16 protein-coding genes and 1 pseudogene are annotated in these 18,112 nt (G+C 32.2%); 12 read left to right on the top strand and 5 right to left on the bottom strand.

Annotation, left to right across the window (positions count from 1 at the left end; genetic code table 11):
- Nucleotides 1-180: 180 nt before the first annotated feature.
- Complete coding sequence (gene ahpC / locus AC5LAX_RS01845) at nt 181-744, top strand: alkyl hydroperoxide reductase subunit C (protein ID WP_288908840.1); 564 nt, start codon at nt 181-183, stop codon at nt 742-744.
- Nucleotides 745-799: 55 nt separating this feature from the next.
- Here ahpC and AC5LAX_RS01840 read toward each other — a convergent pair whose 3' ends face one another.
- The 5 genes from AC5LAX_RS01840 to AC5LAX_RS01820 form a co-directional block, all read right to left on the bottom strand.
- On the bottom strand, nt 800-2,101 hold the full coding sequence (locus tag AC5LAX_RS01840; RefSeq protein WP_117463415.1) for a pyrimidine-nucleoside phosphorylase: 1,302 nt from the start codon (nt 2,099-2,101) through the stop codon (nt 800-802).
- 26 nt (nt 2,102-2,127) lie between these two features.
- On the bottom strand, nt 2,128-3,318 hold the full coding sequence (gene deoB / locus AC5LAX_RS01835; protein ID WP_288908841.1) for a phosphopentomutase: 1,191 nt from the start codon (nt 3,316-3,318) through the stop codon (nt 2,128-2,130).
- Nucleotides 3,319-3,332: 14 nt separating this feature from the next.
- The gene (locus AC5LAX_RS01830; RefSeq protein WP_288908842.1) at nt 3,333-4,514 is read right to left on the bottom strand and encodes a NupC/NupG family nucleoside CNT transporter; all 1,182 of its coding nucleotides are present in this window, start codon (nt 4,512-4,514) and stop codon (nt 3,333-3,335) included.
- A 19-nt stretch (nt 4,515-4,533) separates the two neighbouring features.
- Entirely contained in the window at nt 4,534-5,175 is a 642-nt protein-coding gene (deoC, locus tag AC5LAX_RS01825; protein ID WP_008538684.1) for a deoxyribose-phosphate aldolase, read from the bottom strand.
- Between the two features lie 67 nt (nt 5,176-5,242).
- The gene (locus AC5LAX_RS01820) at nt 5,243-5,644 is read right to left on the bottom strand and encodes a cytidine deaminase (RefSeq protein ID WP_018999107.1); all 402 of its coding nucleotides are present in this window, start codon (nt 5,642-5,644) and stop codon (nt 5,243-5,245) included.
- Nucleotides 5,645-5,878: 234 nt separating this feature from the next.
- Between AC5LAX_RS01820 and AC5LAX_RS01815 the strand changes: the two genes are divergently transcribed.
- The 11 genes and pseudogenes from AC5LAX_RS01815 (at nt 5,879) to AC5LAX_RS01765 (ending at nt 18,077) form a co-directional block, all read left to right on the top strand.
- Nucleotides 5,879-6,787, top strand: coding sequence for a DUF2156 domain-containing protein (locus AC5LAX_RS01815; protein ID WP_117976668.1), 909 nt, complete (start codon nt 5,879-5,881; stop codon nt 6,785-6,787).
- 79 nt (nt 6,788-6,866) lie between these two features.
- Nucleotides 6,867-7,280, top strand: a complete 414-nt coding sequence (locus tag AC5LAX_RS01810) for a YwiB family protein (RefSeq protein WP_288908843.1) — start codon at nt 6,867-6,869, stop codon at nt 7,278-7,280.
- 69 nt (nt 7,281-7,349) lie between these two features.
- Nucleotides 7,350-9,005, top strand: a complete 1,656-nt coding sequence (gene argS, locus AC5LAX_RS01805) for an arginine--tRNA ligase (RefSeq protein ID WP_008538679.1) — start codon at nt 7,350-7,352, stop codon at nt 9,003-9,005.
- A gap of 39 nt (nt 9,006-9,044) precedes the next feature.
- The gene (rpoE, locus tag AC5LAX_RS01800; RefSeq protein WP_018999104.1) at nt 9,045-9,392 is read left to right on the top strand and encodes a DNA-directed RNA polymerase subunit delta; all 348 of its coding nucleotides are present in this window, start codon (nt 9,045-9,047) and stop codon (nt 9,390-9,392) included.
- A 31-nt stretch (nt 9,393-9,423) separates the two neighbouring features.
- Entirely contained in the window at nt 9,424-11,031 is a 1,608-nt protein-coding gene (pyrG, locus tag AC5LAX_RS01795) for a CTP synthase (RefSeq protein ID WP_117976665.1), read from the top strand.
- Nucleotides 11,032-11,222: 191 nt separating this feature from the next.
- Complete coding sequence (locus tag AC5LAX_RS01790; RefSeq protein WP_288908845.1) at nt 11,223-12,566, top strand: MFS transporter; 1,344 nt, start codon at nt 11,223-11,225, stop codon at nt 12,564-12,566.
- Nucleotides 12,567-12,706: 140 nt separating this feature from the next.
- Nucleotides 12,707-14,310 (top strand): annotated as a pseudogene (glpA, locus tag AC5LAX_RS01785) (anaerobic glycerol-3-phosphate dehydrogenase subunit GlpA).
- Complete coding sequence (glpB, locus tag AC5LAX_RS01780; protein WP_288908846.1) at nt 14,307-15,572, top strand: anaerobic glycerol-3-phosphate dehydrogenase subunit GlpB; 1,266 nt, start codon at nt 14,307-14,309, stop codon at nt 15,570-15,572. Before glpA ends, glpB begins: the two are co-directional and overlap by 4 nt.
- Nucleotides 15,572-16,780 (top strand): anaerobic glycerol-3-phosphate dehydrogenase subunit C, encoded by a 1,209-nt coding sequence (locus AC5LAX_RS01775; protein ID WP_288908847.1) that lies wholly within the window; start codon nt 15,572-15,574, stop codon nt 16,778-16,780. Before glpB ends, AC5LAX_RS01775 begins: the two co-directional genes overlap by 1 nt.
- A 131-nt stretch (nt 16,781-16,911) precedes the next feature.
- The gene (locus tag AC5LAX_RS01770; protein WP_239476357.1) at nt 16,912-17,832 is read left to right on the top strand and encodes a substrate-binding domain-containing protein; all 921 of its coding nucleotides are present in this window, start codon (nt 16,912-16,914) and stop codon (nt 17,830-17,832) included.
- A gap of 11 nt (nt 17,833-17,843) precedes the next feature.
- Nucleotides 17,844-18,077 carry a hypothetical protein gene (locus tag AC5LAX_RS01765; RefSeq protein ID WP_288908848.1) on the top strand — a complete coding sequence of 78 codons (234 nt, stop codon included), beginning with the start codon at nt 17,844-17,846 and terminating at the stop codon, nt 18,075-18,077.
- Nucleotides 18,078-18,112 lie beyond the last annotated feature (35 nt).

Here is an 18,112-nt window from a genome sequence, read left to right as displayed (position 1 = left end):
ATAATAATATATTTTGCTTAGAGATATTAATAGTTAATTTAATTATTAATATTTCTTTTTTTATTTTATAAAAGATAATGATAATTATTATTGACTAATAGGGAGTAAAATGATATTATATTAACATAAAATAATAATTATTATCAATTAGAAAATATTATTTAAATGGAGGATAGTAAGATGTCATTAATTAATAAAGAAATCGTTGATTTTAAGGTTCAGGCTTTTGTTGATGGTGAATTTCGTGAAATAACAAAGGCTGATGTTTTAGGGAAATGGTCAGTATTTTTCTTTTATCCTGCTGATTTTACTTTTGTTTGTCCGACTGAACTTGAAGATTTAGCTGATAAATATGTTGATTTTAAAAATATAGATTGTGAAATTTACAGTGTATCTTGTGATACTCATTTTGTGCATAAAGCATGGCATGATGCATCTGATACTATCAAGAAAATTAAATATCCAATGCTTGCTGATCCAACAGGATTATTAGCACGAGCTTTTGATGTGATGATTGAAGAAGATGGTATTGCAGAGCGAGGTAGCTTTATTGTAAATCCAGAAGGTAAAATCGTAGCTTATGAAGTAATCATGGGAAGTGTTGGCAGAAATGCTGATGAATTGCTTCGCCGTGTAGAAGCTGCTCAATTCGTAGCGAAACATGGTGGTGAAGTTTGTCCTGCAAGATGGAAACCAGGTGCTAAAACATTAAAACCTAGTATTGAATTAGTTGGAAATATTTAATAAAAAAGACTGCTATTGGGATATATGCCCATAGCAGTCTTTTTTTAGGGGTTATTTATTCAGTGATAACTGTATGAATTAATGTTGGAGCTGTAGCTGTATCTGCGATAAAGATATTGTCGTATAATTTTTGTTTTACGTCTTCAACATTTTCACGATTGCTGTAGATAGTGAGAATAGATTCGCCTTCTTCTACTTTATCGCCAACTTTTTTATGAAGTACAAGACCAACTGCTAAATCGATTACATCTTCTTTTGTAGCACGTCCTGCACCTAAAATCATGGAAGCGACACCGATTTCATCAGCTACCATTCTGGAAATATAGCCAGATTGTTTTGCTGGTAATTCAATTTTATATTTTGCCTGTGGTAATTTTGTTAAATCATCAACGATAGAAGCATCTCCACCTTGGTTTGCTAAGAATTCTTTGAATTTAGCTAAAGCTTTTCCACTGTGAATTGCATCTAAAAGCATTTCTTTTGCTTCTTCACTAGTTTTTGCTTTACCTGCAAGGATTACCATTTGGCTACCTAAAGTTAAAACAAGTTCAGTTAAATCTTTTGGACCTTTGCCTTGAAGTGTTTCGATAGCTTCTTTTACTTCTAAAGCATTACCAATAGCAAAGCCTAAAGGTTGAGACATATCAGAGATGATAGCGATTGTTTTTCTGCCTACATGATTACCGATGCGTACCATAGCATGAGCGAGTTCTTCTGCATCTTCTTGAGTTTTCATGAAAGCGCCATCGCCAGTTTTTACGTCTAAAACGATTGCGTCAGCACCAGCTGCGATTTTTTTACTCATGATAGAGCTTGCGATAAGTGGAATAGAATTTACTGTACCAGTTACATCGCGAAGTGCATATAATTTTTTATCTGCTGGAGTTAAGTTACCGCTTTGTCCGATAACAGCCACTTTATCTCTATTTACTAAATCAATGAATTGTTCACGAGTGAGTTCTACATGGAAGCCTGCGATAGATTCTAATTTATCGATTGTACCACCAGTATGACCTAAGCCACGTCCAGACATTTTAGCTACAGGAACACCAAGGGAAGCAACAAGTGGAGCTAATACGAGTGTAGTAGTATCGCCTACACCACCAGTGGAATGTTTGTCTACTTTTACGCCATCAATAGCAGAAAGGTCGATAGTATCGCCAGATTCTACCATTGCACGAGTTAAATCAGCGCGTTCACGGTCATTCATATCTTGGAAATAAATAGCCATAGCTAAAGCACTTGCTTGATAATCAGGAATTTCACCTTTTGTATATCCTTCAATGAAGAAATTAATTTCAGCAGTTGTTAATTCTTGTCCGTCACGTTTTTTTTCAATAATATCTACCATACGCATAAATAAGCACCGTTCCTTTTCTCAAATTATTGTAAGTCGTTTAAAAATGATTGCCCATATTGTGGCATTTCAATAGAGAAGTTATCCGCAATAGTAGCACCTAAATCAGCAAATGTTTTTCTGATAGGAAGGCTACCATAATTTTTTAATTGTTTACTATAGATTAATAATGGCACATATTCGCGAGTGTGGTCAGTGCCTTTATATGTTGGGTCATTGCCATGGTCAGCAGTGATTAAGAGTAAATCTTCATCATGCATTTTTGTAAAAACTTCATTTAATCTAGCATCAAATTCTTCAAGTGCATCACCATAACCGATAGGGTCACGACGATGACCGAATTTAGCATCGAAATCTACAAGATTTGTGAAGCTGAGACCTGTGAAGTCTTCATCTAAAATATTTATAAATTTATCCATACCGTCCATATTGGAAACTGTGCGGATTGCTTTTGTAACACCTTCACCATCAAAGATATCACTTATTTTGCCGATAGCTATAGAAGCTAAGTTTGCTTCTTGAAGGCTATTCATTACAGTTTTGCCAAAAGGTTTTAAGGCATAATCATGTCTATTAGATGTACGAGTGAAATCTTCTTTGCAAGTACCAACATAAGGACGAGCAATAATTCTGCCTAATTGGTATTTGCCTTCGCGAGTGATATCTCTACAGAATTGACAAATGCGATAAAGTTCTTCAAGCGGTATGATTTCTTCATGAGCTGCAATTTGAAGTACAGAGTCAGCTGAAGTATAAACGATTAAATCACCAGTTTTTAATTGATGTTCTCCGTATTGTTTGATGATTTCTGTACCGCTTGCAGGGCAGTTACCAACGATTTTTCTACCGGAGAATTTTTCAATTTGAGCGATTAAATCATCAGGAAAACCATCAGGGAAGATTTGGAAAGGTTTATCAATATAAAGTCCCATCATTTCCCAATGACCTGTCATTGTATCTTTACCGCAAGAAGCTTCTTGCATTTTTGTATAATATCCAAGAGATGGATGAACAGTATTTACGCCTTTGAGTTTATATATATTAGAAAGACCTAATCTTTCAAGATTTGGTACGTTTAAACCATTTTTAGCTGTGGAAATATGCAAAAGTGTATTTGCACCAATATCGTCAAATTTATCAGCATCAGGAGTTTCGCCAATGCCAACAGAGTCCATAACTATAACATGAATGCGTTTAAATTTTTTAATGTTGTTCATAGTATCACCTAACCTTAAATTATTAAGCCTACAATTGTAGCATTTAAAATGCTAACTAATGTTGCACCATATAACAATCTAAGTCCGAAACAAGCTACTACATTACCTTTTTCTTCATTGAGGGCTTTAACTGCACCTGCAATAATACCAATAGAGGAGAAATTAGCAAAGGATACTAAGAAGATGGATACAATAGCTACGCTTTTTGCAGAGAGAATAACTGTACCACTGGAAAGTTGCATCATAGCTACAAATTCATTAGCGACTATTTTAGTAGCCATCAAGCTAGCAGCATCTACACATTCTGCCATTGGAATTCCCATGAAGAAGGCAAATGGTGAGAATAAATAACCTAGGATTTCTTGGAAAGAAATACCAATAATTCCTAAAAATACATTGTTGATTAATGTGATAATGCCAACGAAACCGATTAGCATAGCACATACAATAACGCCGACTTTAAAACCGTCTAAGATATATTCACCGAGCATTTCAAAGAAAGATTGTCTTTTAGTTTCTGCTACTACTAGAATATCATCTTCAGGTTTAACTTCATAGGGATTTATAATAGAAGCGATTATAAATCCACCAAAGAGATTTAAAACGAGAGCTGTAACTACATATTTTGGTTCAATCATTACCATATATGCTCCAACGATGGACATAGAAACTGTAGACATTGCAGAAGCACATAAAGTATATAAACGATTAGGTGGCAAAGGTCCGAGTAATTTTTTTACGGAGATAAATACTTCTGATTGACCTAAAATAGCGGAAGCTACTGCATTATAGGATTCAAGTTTGCCCATGCCATTTACTTTGCTTAAAGCAAGACCGATATATTTGATGATAAATGGCAATATATGCCAATGTTGTAAGATACCGATTAAAGCAGAGATAAATGTAATAGGCATTAAAACACTCATAAAGAAGATAGGATCATCAGGATTAGCCAATCTACCAAAAACGAAATTTATACCTTCTCTAGCACAATTTAAAAGTGCTGTAAATCCGTTAGCGATTGTACTGATTAAGACATTACCAGCAGATGTATTCAAAAGTAAAAATCCTAGAACGAATTGGAGAACAAGCATGGTGAGAATTGGTTTATATTTTATTTTTTTGCGGTCATTGCTGACAATAAATGCCATACCAAAAACTAAGGCAAGTCCAGCTACACCAATAATATATTGCATGATGATATCCTCCGTGTTTTTATTTTAGAAGTTTAACGCCAGCACTAGCACCGATACGAGTAGCACCAGCTTCTACCATAGCAAGAGCTTCTTCATGAGTATGAACACCACCAGAAGCTTTTACACCCATTTCAGCTCCTACTGTTTTACGCATAAGAGCGATGTCATGAACAGTTGCACCACCAGTGGAAAAACCAGTAGAAGTTTTTACAAAGTCAGCACCTGCTTTTTGGGAAAGTTCGCAAGCTTTGATTTTTTCTTCATCAGTTAATAAGCAAGTTTCGATGATTACTTTTACGATAGCTTTATCTTTAGCAGCTTCTACGATTTGATGAATTTCATTTTCTACATAATCATATTCTTTATCTTTAAGCATTGCGATATTGATTACCATATCAATTTCTTGAGCGCCTTTTTCAATAGCATCTTTAGTTTCAAAAACTTTTACTTCTGTAGTATTAGCACCAAGAGGGAAGCCGATTACAGTACATACTTTAACATCTGTATTTTTTAATTCCTGATGAGCAAGTGCAACCCAGCAAGGATTTACGCAAACGGAAGCAAAATCATAAGTTTTAGCTTCAGCGATTAATTTTAAAATGCTTTCTTTATTTGTATTAGGTTTTAAAGCTGTGTGGTCGATTAATTTATTGATGTTCATTATAAATACTCCTTTAGATGTTTATTTCATATATTTATTATTTATTTATATTAATGAAGGATAATTTTTATTTTTTTAAATCTTCTTTAGTGAAAGCACCAGGTAAGATTTCGTCCATAGTTTTTACAATATATTCTGTAGGACTTTTGCCTAAGATGATTTTTATATCTTTAGTGGCAAATTCTACAATTACTTGACGGCAGATACCGCATGGATAAGTGTAATCATTTTCTACACCAACAATGGCGATAGCTTTAATTTTTTGATGACCTTCAGAAATGGCTTTGAAGATAGCTGTTCTTTCAGCACAATTAGTAGCTCCGTAAGAAGCATTTTCTATATTGCAACCAGTATAGATTGTATCGTCTTCAGTGAGTACAGCAGCGCCTACTTTAAAATTAGAATATGGAGCATAGGCATTAGTACGTCCTTCATAAGCTTTTTTTACTAATAAATCGCAATTTATCATGATGAAATCCTCCCATTAATCTATTTAATATTAAAATTTAAAATAAAAAGAAAATTCAAGTTTCATTTCTTAAGCTTATTATAATTTATTGTTGAACAAATGTAAATATCAAAATGAAAATAATTTCAAAAATTTTTTGTTAGCTTAAAAAGATAATTTATAAACTAAGAATGAGAATTCTTGATTTAAATAATTAAAATTTGCTATAATGTATTTTTAGATTAAAAAAAGAAGGTGATTACAATTATTTTTAATGAATTGACTATAAATGATAAAGATAGATTAGATAGCTTTTTTAAATTAAACTATCATGAAAATTCTCATTTGAATTTTACAAATTTATTTATGTGGCGCAAAGCTTATAACATTATGTGGTGCATTGAAGATGATATTTTATATTTCAAAGCTAAATTCCAGGATAGTGAATTTGCACTTCAGCCACTTTGTAAAAAAGATAGATTATTTGAAGCTATTGATAAATTAAAAGCATATTTTAATGATAAGAATATAGAATTCACACTTTCTGGCTTAGAAGAAAATATCGTTGAAGAATTAAAAAATTATCCTAATGGAGAATTTGAGTTTTCAACTAATCGCGATGATGATGATTATGTCTATAATGCTATAGATTTAATAAATTTATCAGGAAGAAAATTCCATTCTAAGAAAAATCATTTGAATAGTTTCCGAAAAAATTATCCAGAAGCTAAATATTTGCCAATTAATAATGATATAATAACATTATGTAAGATAACGATTAATGGCTGGTATAAAAAACGTTTAGCGCTTACTCCTGATGACCCATTTATCGGAGCTGAACGAGATGCTATCATTGAAGTGCTTAATAATTTTGAGCAGTTAAAATTAAAAGGTGGAGCATTATTTTTAGTTAATAAAGTAATGGCATTTACTTTTGGTGAACAGTTAAATGAAGACACAGCTGTTATTCACGTAGAGAAAGCTGATCCAGATGTCAATGGTGCATATACAGCTATCAATCAAGCTTTTGTAGCTAATACTTGGCAAGATATGACTTATATCAATCGTGAAGAGGATATGGGTATTGAAGGTTTAAGAAAAGCAAAAGAGTCTTATCGCCCTGTGAAGATGATTAAAAAATTTACAGCTATTTTTAAAGGATAATTCTCTAAATACAGTTGGCAAGGTATAAAGATTAAGTTATAATAAAACTTAATGTGTTTATAGGGAGATTATCTATTTAATGAACAAAGTTATTGTTAAAATTAACAGTAAACAAAAAAATGATAAACAAAATACAATAAAAATGAAGGCATTGGCTAATGTTTATACAAAAAATGGTATTTTGTATGTCATTTATAAAGAAAAAGATTTAAATGAAGAAAAAGAAACTTCAACGATGTTGAAAATACAAAAAGATAGCCTGACGCTTATGCGAACTGGTGGCGTACAACAACAGCAAGTTTTTGTCGAAGGAAAAGAAAGTGTAAGCGATTATATAACACCTTATGGTAATTTAAAAATGAAGGTAAAGACACATCGTTTGGAAATAATTACAGGCATGAAATCTACTATAAAAATAGATTATGCTTTATATATAAATAATAGTTGGCAAAGTGATAATGAACTTATGATTAGATTAGAGCCAGTAAATTGAGTTTACTAATGATATATTGCTAATATACAATTAATATAGAGATAAATATAAAACTTAGGAGGATTTTGATTGGATACTAAAGATTTGCTTATACAAGCCATCAAAGATGCAGTTGCAAAAGCTATAGCTGAGCAGGCACTTCCTGAAGGACAGTTACCTACTGTTATTTTAGAAGTACCACCAAAGAAAGAATTAGGTGATTTCGCATCTAATATTGCTATGCAATCAGCTAGAGTTTTTCATGTAGCACCAAGAAAAATTGCTGAAGAAATTGTAAGCCGTTTAGATGCTACTTTTTTGGAAAAAACAGAAATTGCAGGACCTGGATTTATTAATTTTTACTTAAAATCTGATGTTATTTATGATGCTTTAGCTAATTTATTAAAAGCTGGCAGTGAATATGGTAATTTACCAAAACAAGAAACACCAAGAATTCAAGTAGAATATGTAAGTGCTAACCCTACTGGTCCACTTCATGTAGGTCATGGTCGTGGAGCTGCTTTTGGTAGTGCTTTAGTAAATCTTATGCGTGCAGCAGGATATAATGTTTCTAGTGAATATTATATAAATGATGCTGGTAAACAGATTGATAACTTGGCATTATCTGTAAATGCTCGTTATCTTGAATTATTGGGTAAAGAAGTAGAGTTCCCAGAAAATGGTTACCATGGTCAAGATATCATTGAAACAGCAAAACGCATTATCGCTAAAGATGGTGATAAATATTTAAATATGTCTGATGAAGAAAGATTATCCATCTTTAAAGAATTAGCATTAAAAGAAAAATTAGCAGCATTAAAAGAAGATTTAGCTGCATTTAATGTTCATTTTGATGTATGGTTCAGTGAAAGAACACTTCATCCAGATGCTGTTAATGCTGTTTGTGATAAACTTTTAGCTAATGGCAACATGTATAAACAAGATGGTGCTTTATGGCTAAAATCCACTGCTTATGGTGATGATAAAGACCGCGTAGTTATCCGTGATAATGGCGTTCCTACTTATTTAGCAGCAGATATTGCATACCATGATAATAAATTTGAACGTAAATTTGATAAACTCATCAATATTTGGGGTGCTGACCACCATGGTTATGTTTGCCGTGTAAAAGCAGCAATGGCAGCACTTGGTTATAATGCTGATGATTTAGAAGTTTTATTATTACAAATGGTAAGCCTCTATCGTGATGGTGAACTTGTAAAAATGTCTAAACGTACAGGTCAAAGCGTAACTTTATCTGAATTGATCGAAGAAGTAGGTGCTGATGCAGCTCGTTTCTTCTTTATCATGCGTTCTTTAGACAGTCAGCTTGATTTTGATTTAAACTTAGCAAAATCTCAATCTAATGAAAATCCTGTATACTATGTTCAATATGCTTATGCTCGTATTTGTAGTATTTTCCGTCAAATGAAAGAAGCTGGTATTGAAACAACTGAAAATCCACAGCTTTCTTTATTGACAGATGAAGCAGAAATTGCTTTAATTAAAAAGTTATTATCTTATCCAGATGAAATTGCAACAGCAGCTAAAAATAAAGCACCACATCGTATTGCAACATATGTACATGATTTAGCGTCTATGTTCCATAGTTTCTACAATAAATGTCGTATTTTAGGTGTAGATGCAAAATTAGCAGGAGCAAGACTTGCTCTTTGCTTAGCAGTAAAATATGTGTTAGCTCATGCACTTGCAATTTTAGGTGTTAATGCACCAGAAAAAATGTAATAATTTTTAATGTAAATGATAATTGGGAGGAAATACTTGATGGATTTTCTGCATAGTTCAGAAACAGATGTAGCATACTATATCTTAAATTTAGCTAATAAACCTATCTTTTTTAAAGACCTTATTTTAGAAGTAATAGAGAAAAAATGTAAACCAGTGCAGTCCTTATCTGCTTCTATATCTGAAGTATATACACTTATTAATATGGACGCTCGTTTTCAACATACAGGTAATGGTATGTGGGGTCTTGTAGAATGGAATCCACCAGAAACAAAACGTAGTAGTGTTTCTAGTAGTTCTTCTAGTGCTAGTAAGATGAAAGCAATGTCCAACAGACGTCGCACTTCTTTATTAGAAGGAATTCAAGACGATACAGATAAAGCATAATTTTAGATATATAGAGGAGGAGTATTTTTAAATGGCAAAGTATATATTTGTTACTGGCGGTGTAGTTTCTTCTTTAGGTAAAGGTATCACAGCAGCTTCTTTAGGTCGTTTATTAAAAAGCCGTGGTATTAAAGTAACAATTCAAAAATTTGACCCATATATTAACATTGACCCAGGTACTATGAGTCCTTATCAGCATGGTGAAGTTTTCGTAACAGAAGATGGAGCAGAAACTGACCTTGACCTTGGACATTATGAACGTTTTATTGATATCAATCTTACAAAAAATTCTAATGTAACTACTGGTAAAATTTACTGGTCTGTATTAAATAAAGAACGTCGTGGTGATTACCTTGGTAAAACTGTTCAGGTAATTCCACATATCACAAATGAAATTAAACAACGTGTATATGACGTTGCTACTCATGATGATGCAGATGTAGTTATCACTGAAATCGGTGGTACAGTAGGGGATATCGAAAGTCTTCCATTCCTCGAAGCTATTCGTCAGGTTAAAAAAGAAGTAAGTAAACACGATGTATTATACATTCATGTAACTTTAATTCCATTTATCTCTGCTGCTGGCGAATTAAAAACAAAACCAACTCAGCATAGCGTAAAAGAACTTCGCAGCATTGGTATTCAGCCAGATATTCTTGTTTGCCGTACAGAACAGGAACTTTCTAAAGATATGAAAGAAAAATTAGCTCTTTTCTGTGACGTAGATGCAGATGCAGTTATCCAGAATATGACAGCTTCTACAATTTATGAAGTACCTTTAATGATGCAAAAAGAAGGTCTTGATAAAATTGTTCTTGAAAAATTAGAAATGGATTATCGCCCAGCTCATATGGAAGAATGGGAACGTATGGTTCATCGCATTAAAAATCCTGCAAATAAAGTAAAAATTGCTGTTGTAGGTAAATATGTAGAATTACCAGATGCATATATTTCTGTTACAGAAGCATTACATCATGCAGGTATCTACAATTCTACAGATGTAAAAATTAAATGGGTTAACGCTGAAGAAATTGAAAAAGAAGGCACTGATTTAAGCGATGTATTTGCAGGTTGCAAAGGTATCTTAGTACCAGGTGGTTTCGGCGATCGTGGTGTTGAAGGTAAAATTTCCGCAATTAAATACGCTCGTGAAAATAAAATCCCATTCTTAGGTTTATGCCTTGGTATGCAGTGTTCTGTTATTGAATTTGCTCGTCATGTATGTGGTATGGAAGATGCTCATAGCTCTGAATTCAATCCAGAAACAAATCATCCAGTAATCGCTTTAATGTCTTCTCAGATCAATGTTGAAGATAAAGGTGGCACAATGAGACTTGGTTCTTATCCATGTAAAGTAACACCAGGTACAAAAACTTATGAAGCTTATGGCAGTGAATTAATTCATGAACGTCATCGTCATCGTTTTGAATTCAACAATGAATTTAAACAAGAACTCACTGATGCTGGTCTTGTAATTGCTGGTGTTTGCCCAGATAATGGACTTGTAGAAATCGTAGAAGTAAAAGATCATCCTTGGTTTGTAGCTTCTCAGTTCCATCCAGAATTAAAATCTCGTCCAAATAATCCACAACCATTATTCCGTGACTTTGTAAAAGCAGCTTTAGCTGTAGGTAAATAATAAATATGCTATTAAATAGAGTAGAGATAAATTCTCTACTCTATTTTTTTATAAGTTTTCTTCTTATAGTGCTATCAGAAAAATTCCTACAAAAAAATCAGAATTTTGCCGATATAACAAATAAACAGAATATGCGATAATTATTTACGGAATAATTAGTAAATAATTTATATATTAAGGAGAGCTATATTATGAAAGATCTGATTTGGAATTTTTTTAAAACAGCTCCTGACGCAGCAATGATTTCTGACAAGGACAAAGTTAAGAGTAAATTTAATATGTTGCGCTGGCGAGTATTCGTTTCCATCACTATTGGTTATGCTTTTTATTACATTATTAGACAGAGTTATTCTGTAATCAAAAAGCCACTTTTAGGTTCAGGAGTTGTTACTCCAGAGCAGGTGGGTATTATTGGTTCAATTTTCTTTGTAACGTACGGTTTAGGTAAATTTACAAATATTTTCTTAGCAGACCGAGTAAATAATAAGAAATTTTTCTCATTTGGTTTATTTATATCTTCCATAACAATGGTTGGTATGGGTTTAGTAAATTCATTTATTCCACTTGCTATTTTATGGGGTTTAAATGGTTGGTTCCAATCTTACGGTGCAGGTTCTTCTATTGTTTCTTTAAATCAATGGTTTAGTAATAAAGAACGAGGAACTTTATATGGTATTTGGTTCACTAGCCATAATTTAGGTTCTTCATTTGCTTATTTTGCTATCGCTGCTGTAGTTAGTGCATATAGCTGGTCTATGGGCTTTATAGCTGCTGGTATTATTTGTCTTGTAGGTACAATTTTTATTTATCTTGGTATGAGTGATAGACCAGAAACTCAGGGTTTACCAAATGCTGCTGTTTATTATGGTGAAAAAACTCAAGCTGAAGTAGATGCTTTGAAAAAGAAAAAATTAAGCAGTATGCAATGGGACGTTATTAAAAATCCAGCTGTATGGATTTTAGGTTTAGCTTCTTTATGTTGCTATATTGCACGTTATGCTATTGAAAGTTGGGGCGTAGTATATTTAACTTCTCAAAAAGGTTATGACATGATGGGTGCAGCCGGTGTTATGGCTTATATGCAGGTAGCAGGTATTTTCGGTGCATTATTATGTGGTTGGATATCTGATAAATTCTTCAATCATAAGAGAAATGCTCCTGCCTTAATATATGGAATATTATATAGTGCTGCTATTGGTTTATTCTTATGGGCACCACAATCTTTCACAATGGATATGTTATGTATGACTTTCTATGGTTTTACAATGGGTGCTTTAGTTTGTTACCTTGGCGGTTTGATGGCTGTTGATATCGTGCCAAAAAGAGTTACAGGTGCTGCAATGGGTATGATTGGTTTATTGAGTTATGCAGGTGCAGCTATTCAAGAATTCATCACTGGTAAATTGATGATAATAGAAGTTATCGATGGAGAAAAAATATACAATTTCACTTATGCAGGTGATTTTTGGTTTGGTGCTGCTGTTCTTTCCACATTATTGACTTTATTGGTGTGGAATGCAAAAGCTAAAGATTAATTAGCCTTCTAGATAAATTTAAATATAGCTCTCAAGATAAGTAATATATTTATCTTGAGAGCAACTCAAAAAATTTGTTATTTATTGTTATTATAGTGATATTTATATGCGAAGAGAGCTTATAAGGAGTATGTAAAATTATGTTAAAAACTACAGTTGTAATTATTGGGGGAGGCTCAACAGGTGTAGGTATTTTGCGTGACTTATCTATGCGTGGTGTAGATACCATTTTAATAGAGCAAGATGATTTAGGATATTGGACAAGTTCTAGATTTCATGGATTGTTACATAGTGGTGGAAGATATGCTGTTAAGGATAAAGAAGCTGCTATTGAATGTATAAAAGAAAATACTATTTTACGCAGAATAGGTAAACATTGCGTAGAAGCTACAGAAAGTTTGTTTGTAAGAGCTCCTGAAGATAGTGAGGAATTTGAACAAGAATGGGTAAAATCTTGTAAGGAATGTGGTATTTCAGCTATTCCTATAACTATGCAAGAAGCTTTTAAATTAGAGCCAAATTTAAATCGCAGTTTATTATCAGCATATCGTTGCCCAGGTGCTGCTGTAGATGGTTTTCGTTTATTGTGGCAAACAGTAGATTCTGCAAAACGCTATGGTGGTAGAGTGATGACTTATACTAAATTAACAGCTATTGAAACTGTAAATGGTGTTGTTGTCGGTGTAAAAGTAAAAGATAGATGGACAGGTAAAGAAGAAAAAATCGCCTGTGATTATGTGATAAGTGCAGCAGGTTCATTTGCTGGAGAAGTAGCAAACTTAGCTGGTTTATCTGTAAATGTAAAACCAAGTAAAGGTACATTAATCGCTTTTAATCACAGAATTTATAATAGAGTAGTGCATAGATTGCATAAATCTTCTGACGCAGATATTTTCGTACCACATGGTTCAATTACTATTTTGGGTATAAGTTCTATAGATAGTGCGCCAGATGATACTAGTACAGAAACTTCAGAAGTAATTTCTATGTTAGAAATAGGTAAGGTGATTTTTGAAGATATTTATAATTATCGTATTTTAAGAGTTTTTGCAGGAACTCGTCCATTATATAGTGCTGACCCAAATGCTAAAGGTAGAAGTGCTTCTCGTGGGTTTGTTACATTAGACCATCAATATGACGGTATAAAAAACTTCATGAGTGTATGTGGTGGTAAATTCACAACTTATCGTTTAATGGCTGAAAAAGTATGCGATATTGTTTGCAGTCAATTAGGTGTGAATGCAAAATGTCGAACTGCTGAAGAAGATTTAGTAGAAGATATTTCACCAGATTTGATGACTAGAGCAAAAAAGTTTTCCCAAGTTATGGAGCAGAATTGGCAGCTTCTCGTTTGGGCAATGAAAAATTAGAAAAAGTAATAGATAAAATCGAACAAAACCCAGAAACTAAAGAACTTATTTGCGAATGTGAAAATGTAACGAGAGCAGAAGTTGAAGAGATATCCAAGGAAGAAACAAGTCATACAGTAAGTGATATTAGAAGACGAACTCGTTTAGGTATGGGAACTTGCCAAGGAACTTTTTGTGCTTATCGTAGTATAGGAGCTTTAAGTAAGAGTAGTTTACCATAGGCAAAAGATACTACATTTTTATTTAAAGAATTTTTAGAAACACGCTGGAAAGGTATTCGTCCTGTATTGTGGGGAAATATGCTTCGTGATATAGAACTTACGCGTGCGATATATGATGCATCTTTGAATTTGAACGGAGTAGAAAAACAATGAAACATGATCTTTTAATTATTGGAGGAGGTTTATCTGGTCTATTTGCTGCATGTGTAGCTAGTAGACAAGGTAAAAAAGTAAAAATTCTATCATATGGAGAAAGTACCTTAACTATCGGCAGTGGAATTATCGATGTATTGGGATATGACGATGATGGCAATTTTGTAGCAAATCCAATTGAAGGTATAAAAAATGTAGCTAAACATCATCCTTATGCGAAAGTTGAAAATGATGTAGCTAAAAAAGCTTTACAGACATTTATGGAGATAGCAAAAGCAGAAAATTATCCATATATGGGCGATGTAAATAGAAATAGATGGATACCAACAGCTTTGGGAAATTTCAAGCCAACATGTTTAACACCATATAGCATGAATTCAGATGTATTATTTGAGAAAAAACATATATTAGTAGTTGGCTTTGAAGGCATGAAAGATTTTTATGCTGATATGGTAGCTAAAAATTTGAAAAAAGATTTTGAAGAAAAGAAAAGCATTACTTCTTTAGTTATAAAATCTGATTTGGTAAATAGTCGTGATTTAAGGGATATTTCTTCGATAGATATAGCATTTTGGTTAGAACATGAAGAAGGATTTAATTCTTTTAAAAATCAACTAAAACCACATGTAACACCAGATACAGTTATAGTGTTGCCAGCGGTTTTAGGTTTAGACCCAAATTACGATTTATTAGATAGATTACAACAAGATTTAAAAACTACATTTATAGAAGTATTTTCATTACCTCCAGCAATTACAGGCTTGCGTTTAAATAAAATGTTAGTAAGTTATGCAAAAAAATGTGGTGTAGAAATAATTAAAAAAGCAAAAGTTATCGCAGCAGAAGTCGTAGATAATAAATGCAAGTCTGTTATTGTAGAAAGCCATGGAAGACAAAAGAAATTCTATGCAGATGATTTTATCTTGGCAACAGGTGGTATATATGGTGGCGGATTAATAGCGGGAATAGGTAGCTTGAAAGAACCTATTTTTAACATTGATATTGAAGTACCAGAAGTACAAACTGATTGGTCAGATAAAAAATTATTCTCTAAAGGTAAACAGTTATTTGCTCAATTCGGTATAGAAGTAAATAATAATTTAGTACCGATAACAAAAGATGGAAAACAAATCATTGATAATTTAAAAATCGTAGGTAGAAATTTAGCTGGATATGATTTTTGTTATGAAAAATCTGGTAATGGAGTAGCTTTAATAACTGCCTACAAAGCAGCTATGGATTTGTGTAAGGTGGTGCGATAATGTCAGTAAAATTAAATATTAATCCAGACCAATGTATTGCCTGTACAATTTGTGTTACAGCATGTCCTGTAACAGCTGCTACTAGAAAATTCCGTGGTCCTAAAATGACAGGTCCAGCATTGACTCGTTTAAGAAAATTAATATCTGATGATGATAATATGTTGGATTATTGTTCTAACTGTAAAAATTGTGATTTAGCTTGTCCTTCAGGTGTACCTATTTCCACTTTGAATATGATTGCTAAAAATGAGTATTATAAAACTCATCCACGTAAATCAAAAGCAGATTATATGTTAGCGCACAGTGAAAATATGGGAAAAATGATAACATCTATACCATTAGGAGCAACTTTTGCTAATCTCGGTATGAGCATTGGAAAAAATCTCAATATGATGAAAGCAATGGGAATAGCACAAGACGCAAAAATGCCATCATACGCTAATGAATCTTTTTATAGTAAATTTAAGAAATTTAAACAAGTGTCTTATCCTAATAAAGTGGTATTTTTCCCAGGTTGTTTCATAAATTATAATCAGCCAGATATTGGCATGGATTTAGTGAAGGTTTATCAAAAAAATAAAATAGAAGTCATTGTTGATGAAGAATTTGTTTGTTGCGGTTTACCTATGGTAGCAGGTGGATATCTTGATGATGCTAAAGTGAATGCAGAGAAAAATGTAAGTCGTTTTAAATATTGGACTGATAAAGGATATGATATCATTACTGCATGTACTAGTTGTGGATTAATGTTGAAACAAGAGTACAATGAATTATTTGATATTGAAGCATTAGAAACTTGTTCAAAACGCATTTATGATGCTATGGAATATTTAGCAATATTAGCAGATAACAATGAATTAAATACAGATTTTAAATTTGATAATAAAAAATATATGTATCATGCTCCTTGTCATTTGAAGGTGCAAGCAATAGGTTTTCCAAGCTTAGATTTATTAAGACAAATTCCTAAAATTCAAGTAACAGAAGCAGATGCTGGTTGTTGTGGAATTTCAGGAAGTTATGGTTTCAAAGCTGATAAACATGAAATCTCTATGAAAATTGGAGCTAAATTGTTTAAGAAAATAAAATCAGCACATGTTGATTATGTTTTATCAGAGTGTGGTACTTGTCGTTTACAAATTGAAAATGGAAGTGGAAAAAAAGCTATCCACCCAATAAGTATTTTAAAACAGGCATATGATAAATAAAAATCTCTTCTAAATAATTAATATATACCCAATTATGCCCAGTAAAATACTGGGCTTTCTTTTTGTTTAAATGTTAATATAATCATGATATAATTTTAAATGATTATGAATTTATGGAGAAGCGATTTAATATGAAATTATTTAAAAATTTTTATTTAATTTTTATATCAATGACTTTAATTTTTGTGTCTATGTTGTGCGGTGGCTGTGATAAATCAGAGGGAAAGATAGATTTTTCTGAGCTACAAGAAAACTCTACAATCAATAGTATTCCTGAAAAAACTCCTTTGAGAATAGCTTTTGCATCAGTAATTTCTCCAATAGATACAAGGAAATCATATCATGTATTAATAGATGAATTGTCTCGTCAATTAGACCAACCAGTGGTGTTGATACAAAAGAAAACTTATGAAGAATTAAATGTATTATTAGCAAATGGAGAAGCAGATATTGCCTTTTTATCCACAGGGGCATATATATCATATAAAGGGGCTTATCCTATTGAATTACTAGCAATGATAAAAACTAATGATACTATTTTTTATGATACGTATTTAATAACAGCTAAAGATAGTGATATAGAAAGTTTTGATGATTTATATCATAAAACGATTGCTTTTACAGACCCAGCTAGTTTTTCTGGTAAATTAGTTATAGATAATATTTTGTCATCAAAAAATACAACTGTAGAAGAATATTTTTATAGATATTTTTACACATATAATCATGATAAATCCATTTTAGCCGTAGCAAATCATTTAGCAGATGCAGCTAGTGTAGATAGTCAAGTTTATGATTATACACTTAAGAAAAATCCAGATATTATAAAGCAAATAAAGATTATAGATGTACTAGAAAAAGCACCTAGTGGACCTATCGTGATAAGAAAAGATATAGATAAAGAGACGAAAGCAAAGATACAAAATATTTTATTTAATATTCATACTGTGAAAAATGTTAAAGAGGCTTTAAATAAGGTTATGATTGACCAATTTGTTGTGCCAAATCCTGAATTATATGAAAATTTGAAACAAAAATATAAAATAAAATAGGGTATTATAAAATGAATATAAAACGTAATAGCTTATATTTTAAATTTAATATATTGATTATCGGTGCTATCTTTTTATGTGGTATTTTTATGGGAAGTATTTTCATTTATAATACGACAGTTAATTTAAAACAGGATTTAGAAAAAACGGGAAAAGATACAGCTTTAGCTTTAAATGCAATTATCAGCACAGATGTATTACCAAATGCGAGCGTAAAGCCCCTAAATTTATTTATGGGGATATAAGCTCGCTAAAAAACAATGATTCGATATCATTGTTT

It is taken from the genome of Megamonas sp. (assembly GCF_986095205.1).
The sequence above is the reverse complement of the archived record's forward strand: the minus strand, read 5'-3'. Positions and strand labels throughout refer to the sequence as shown.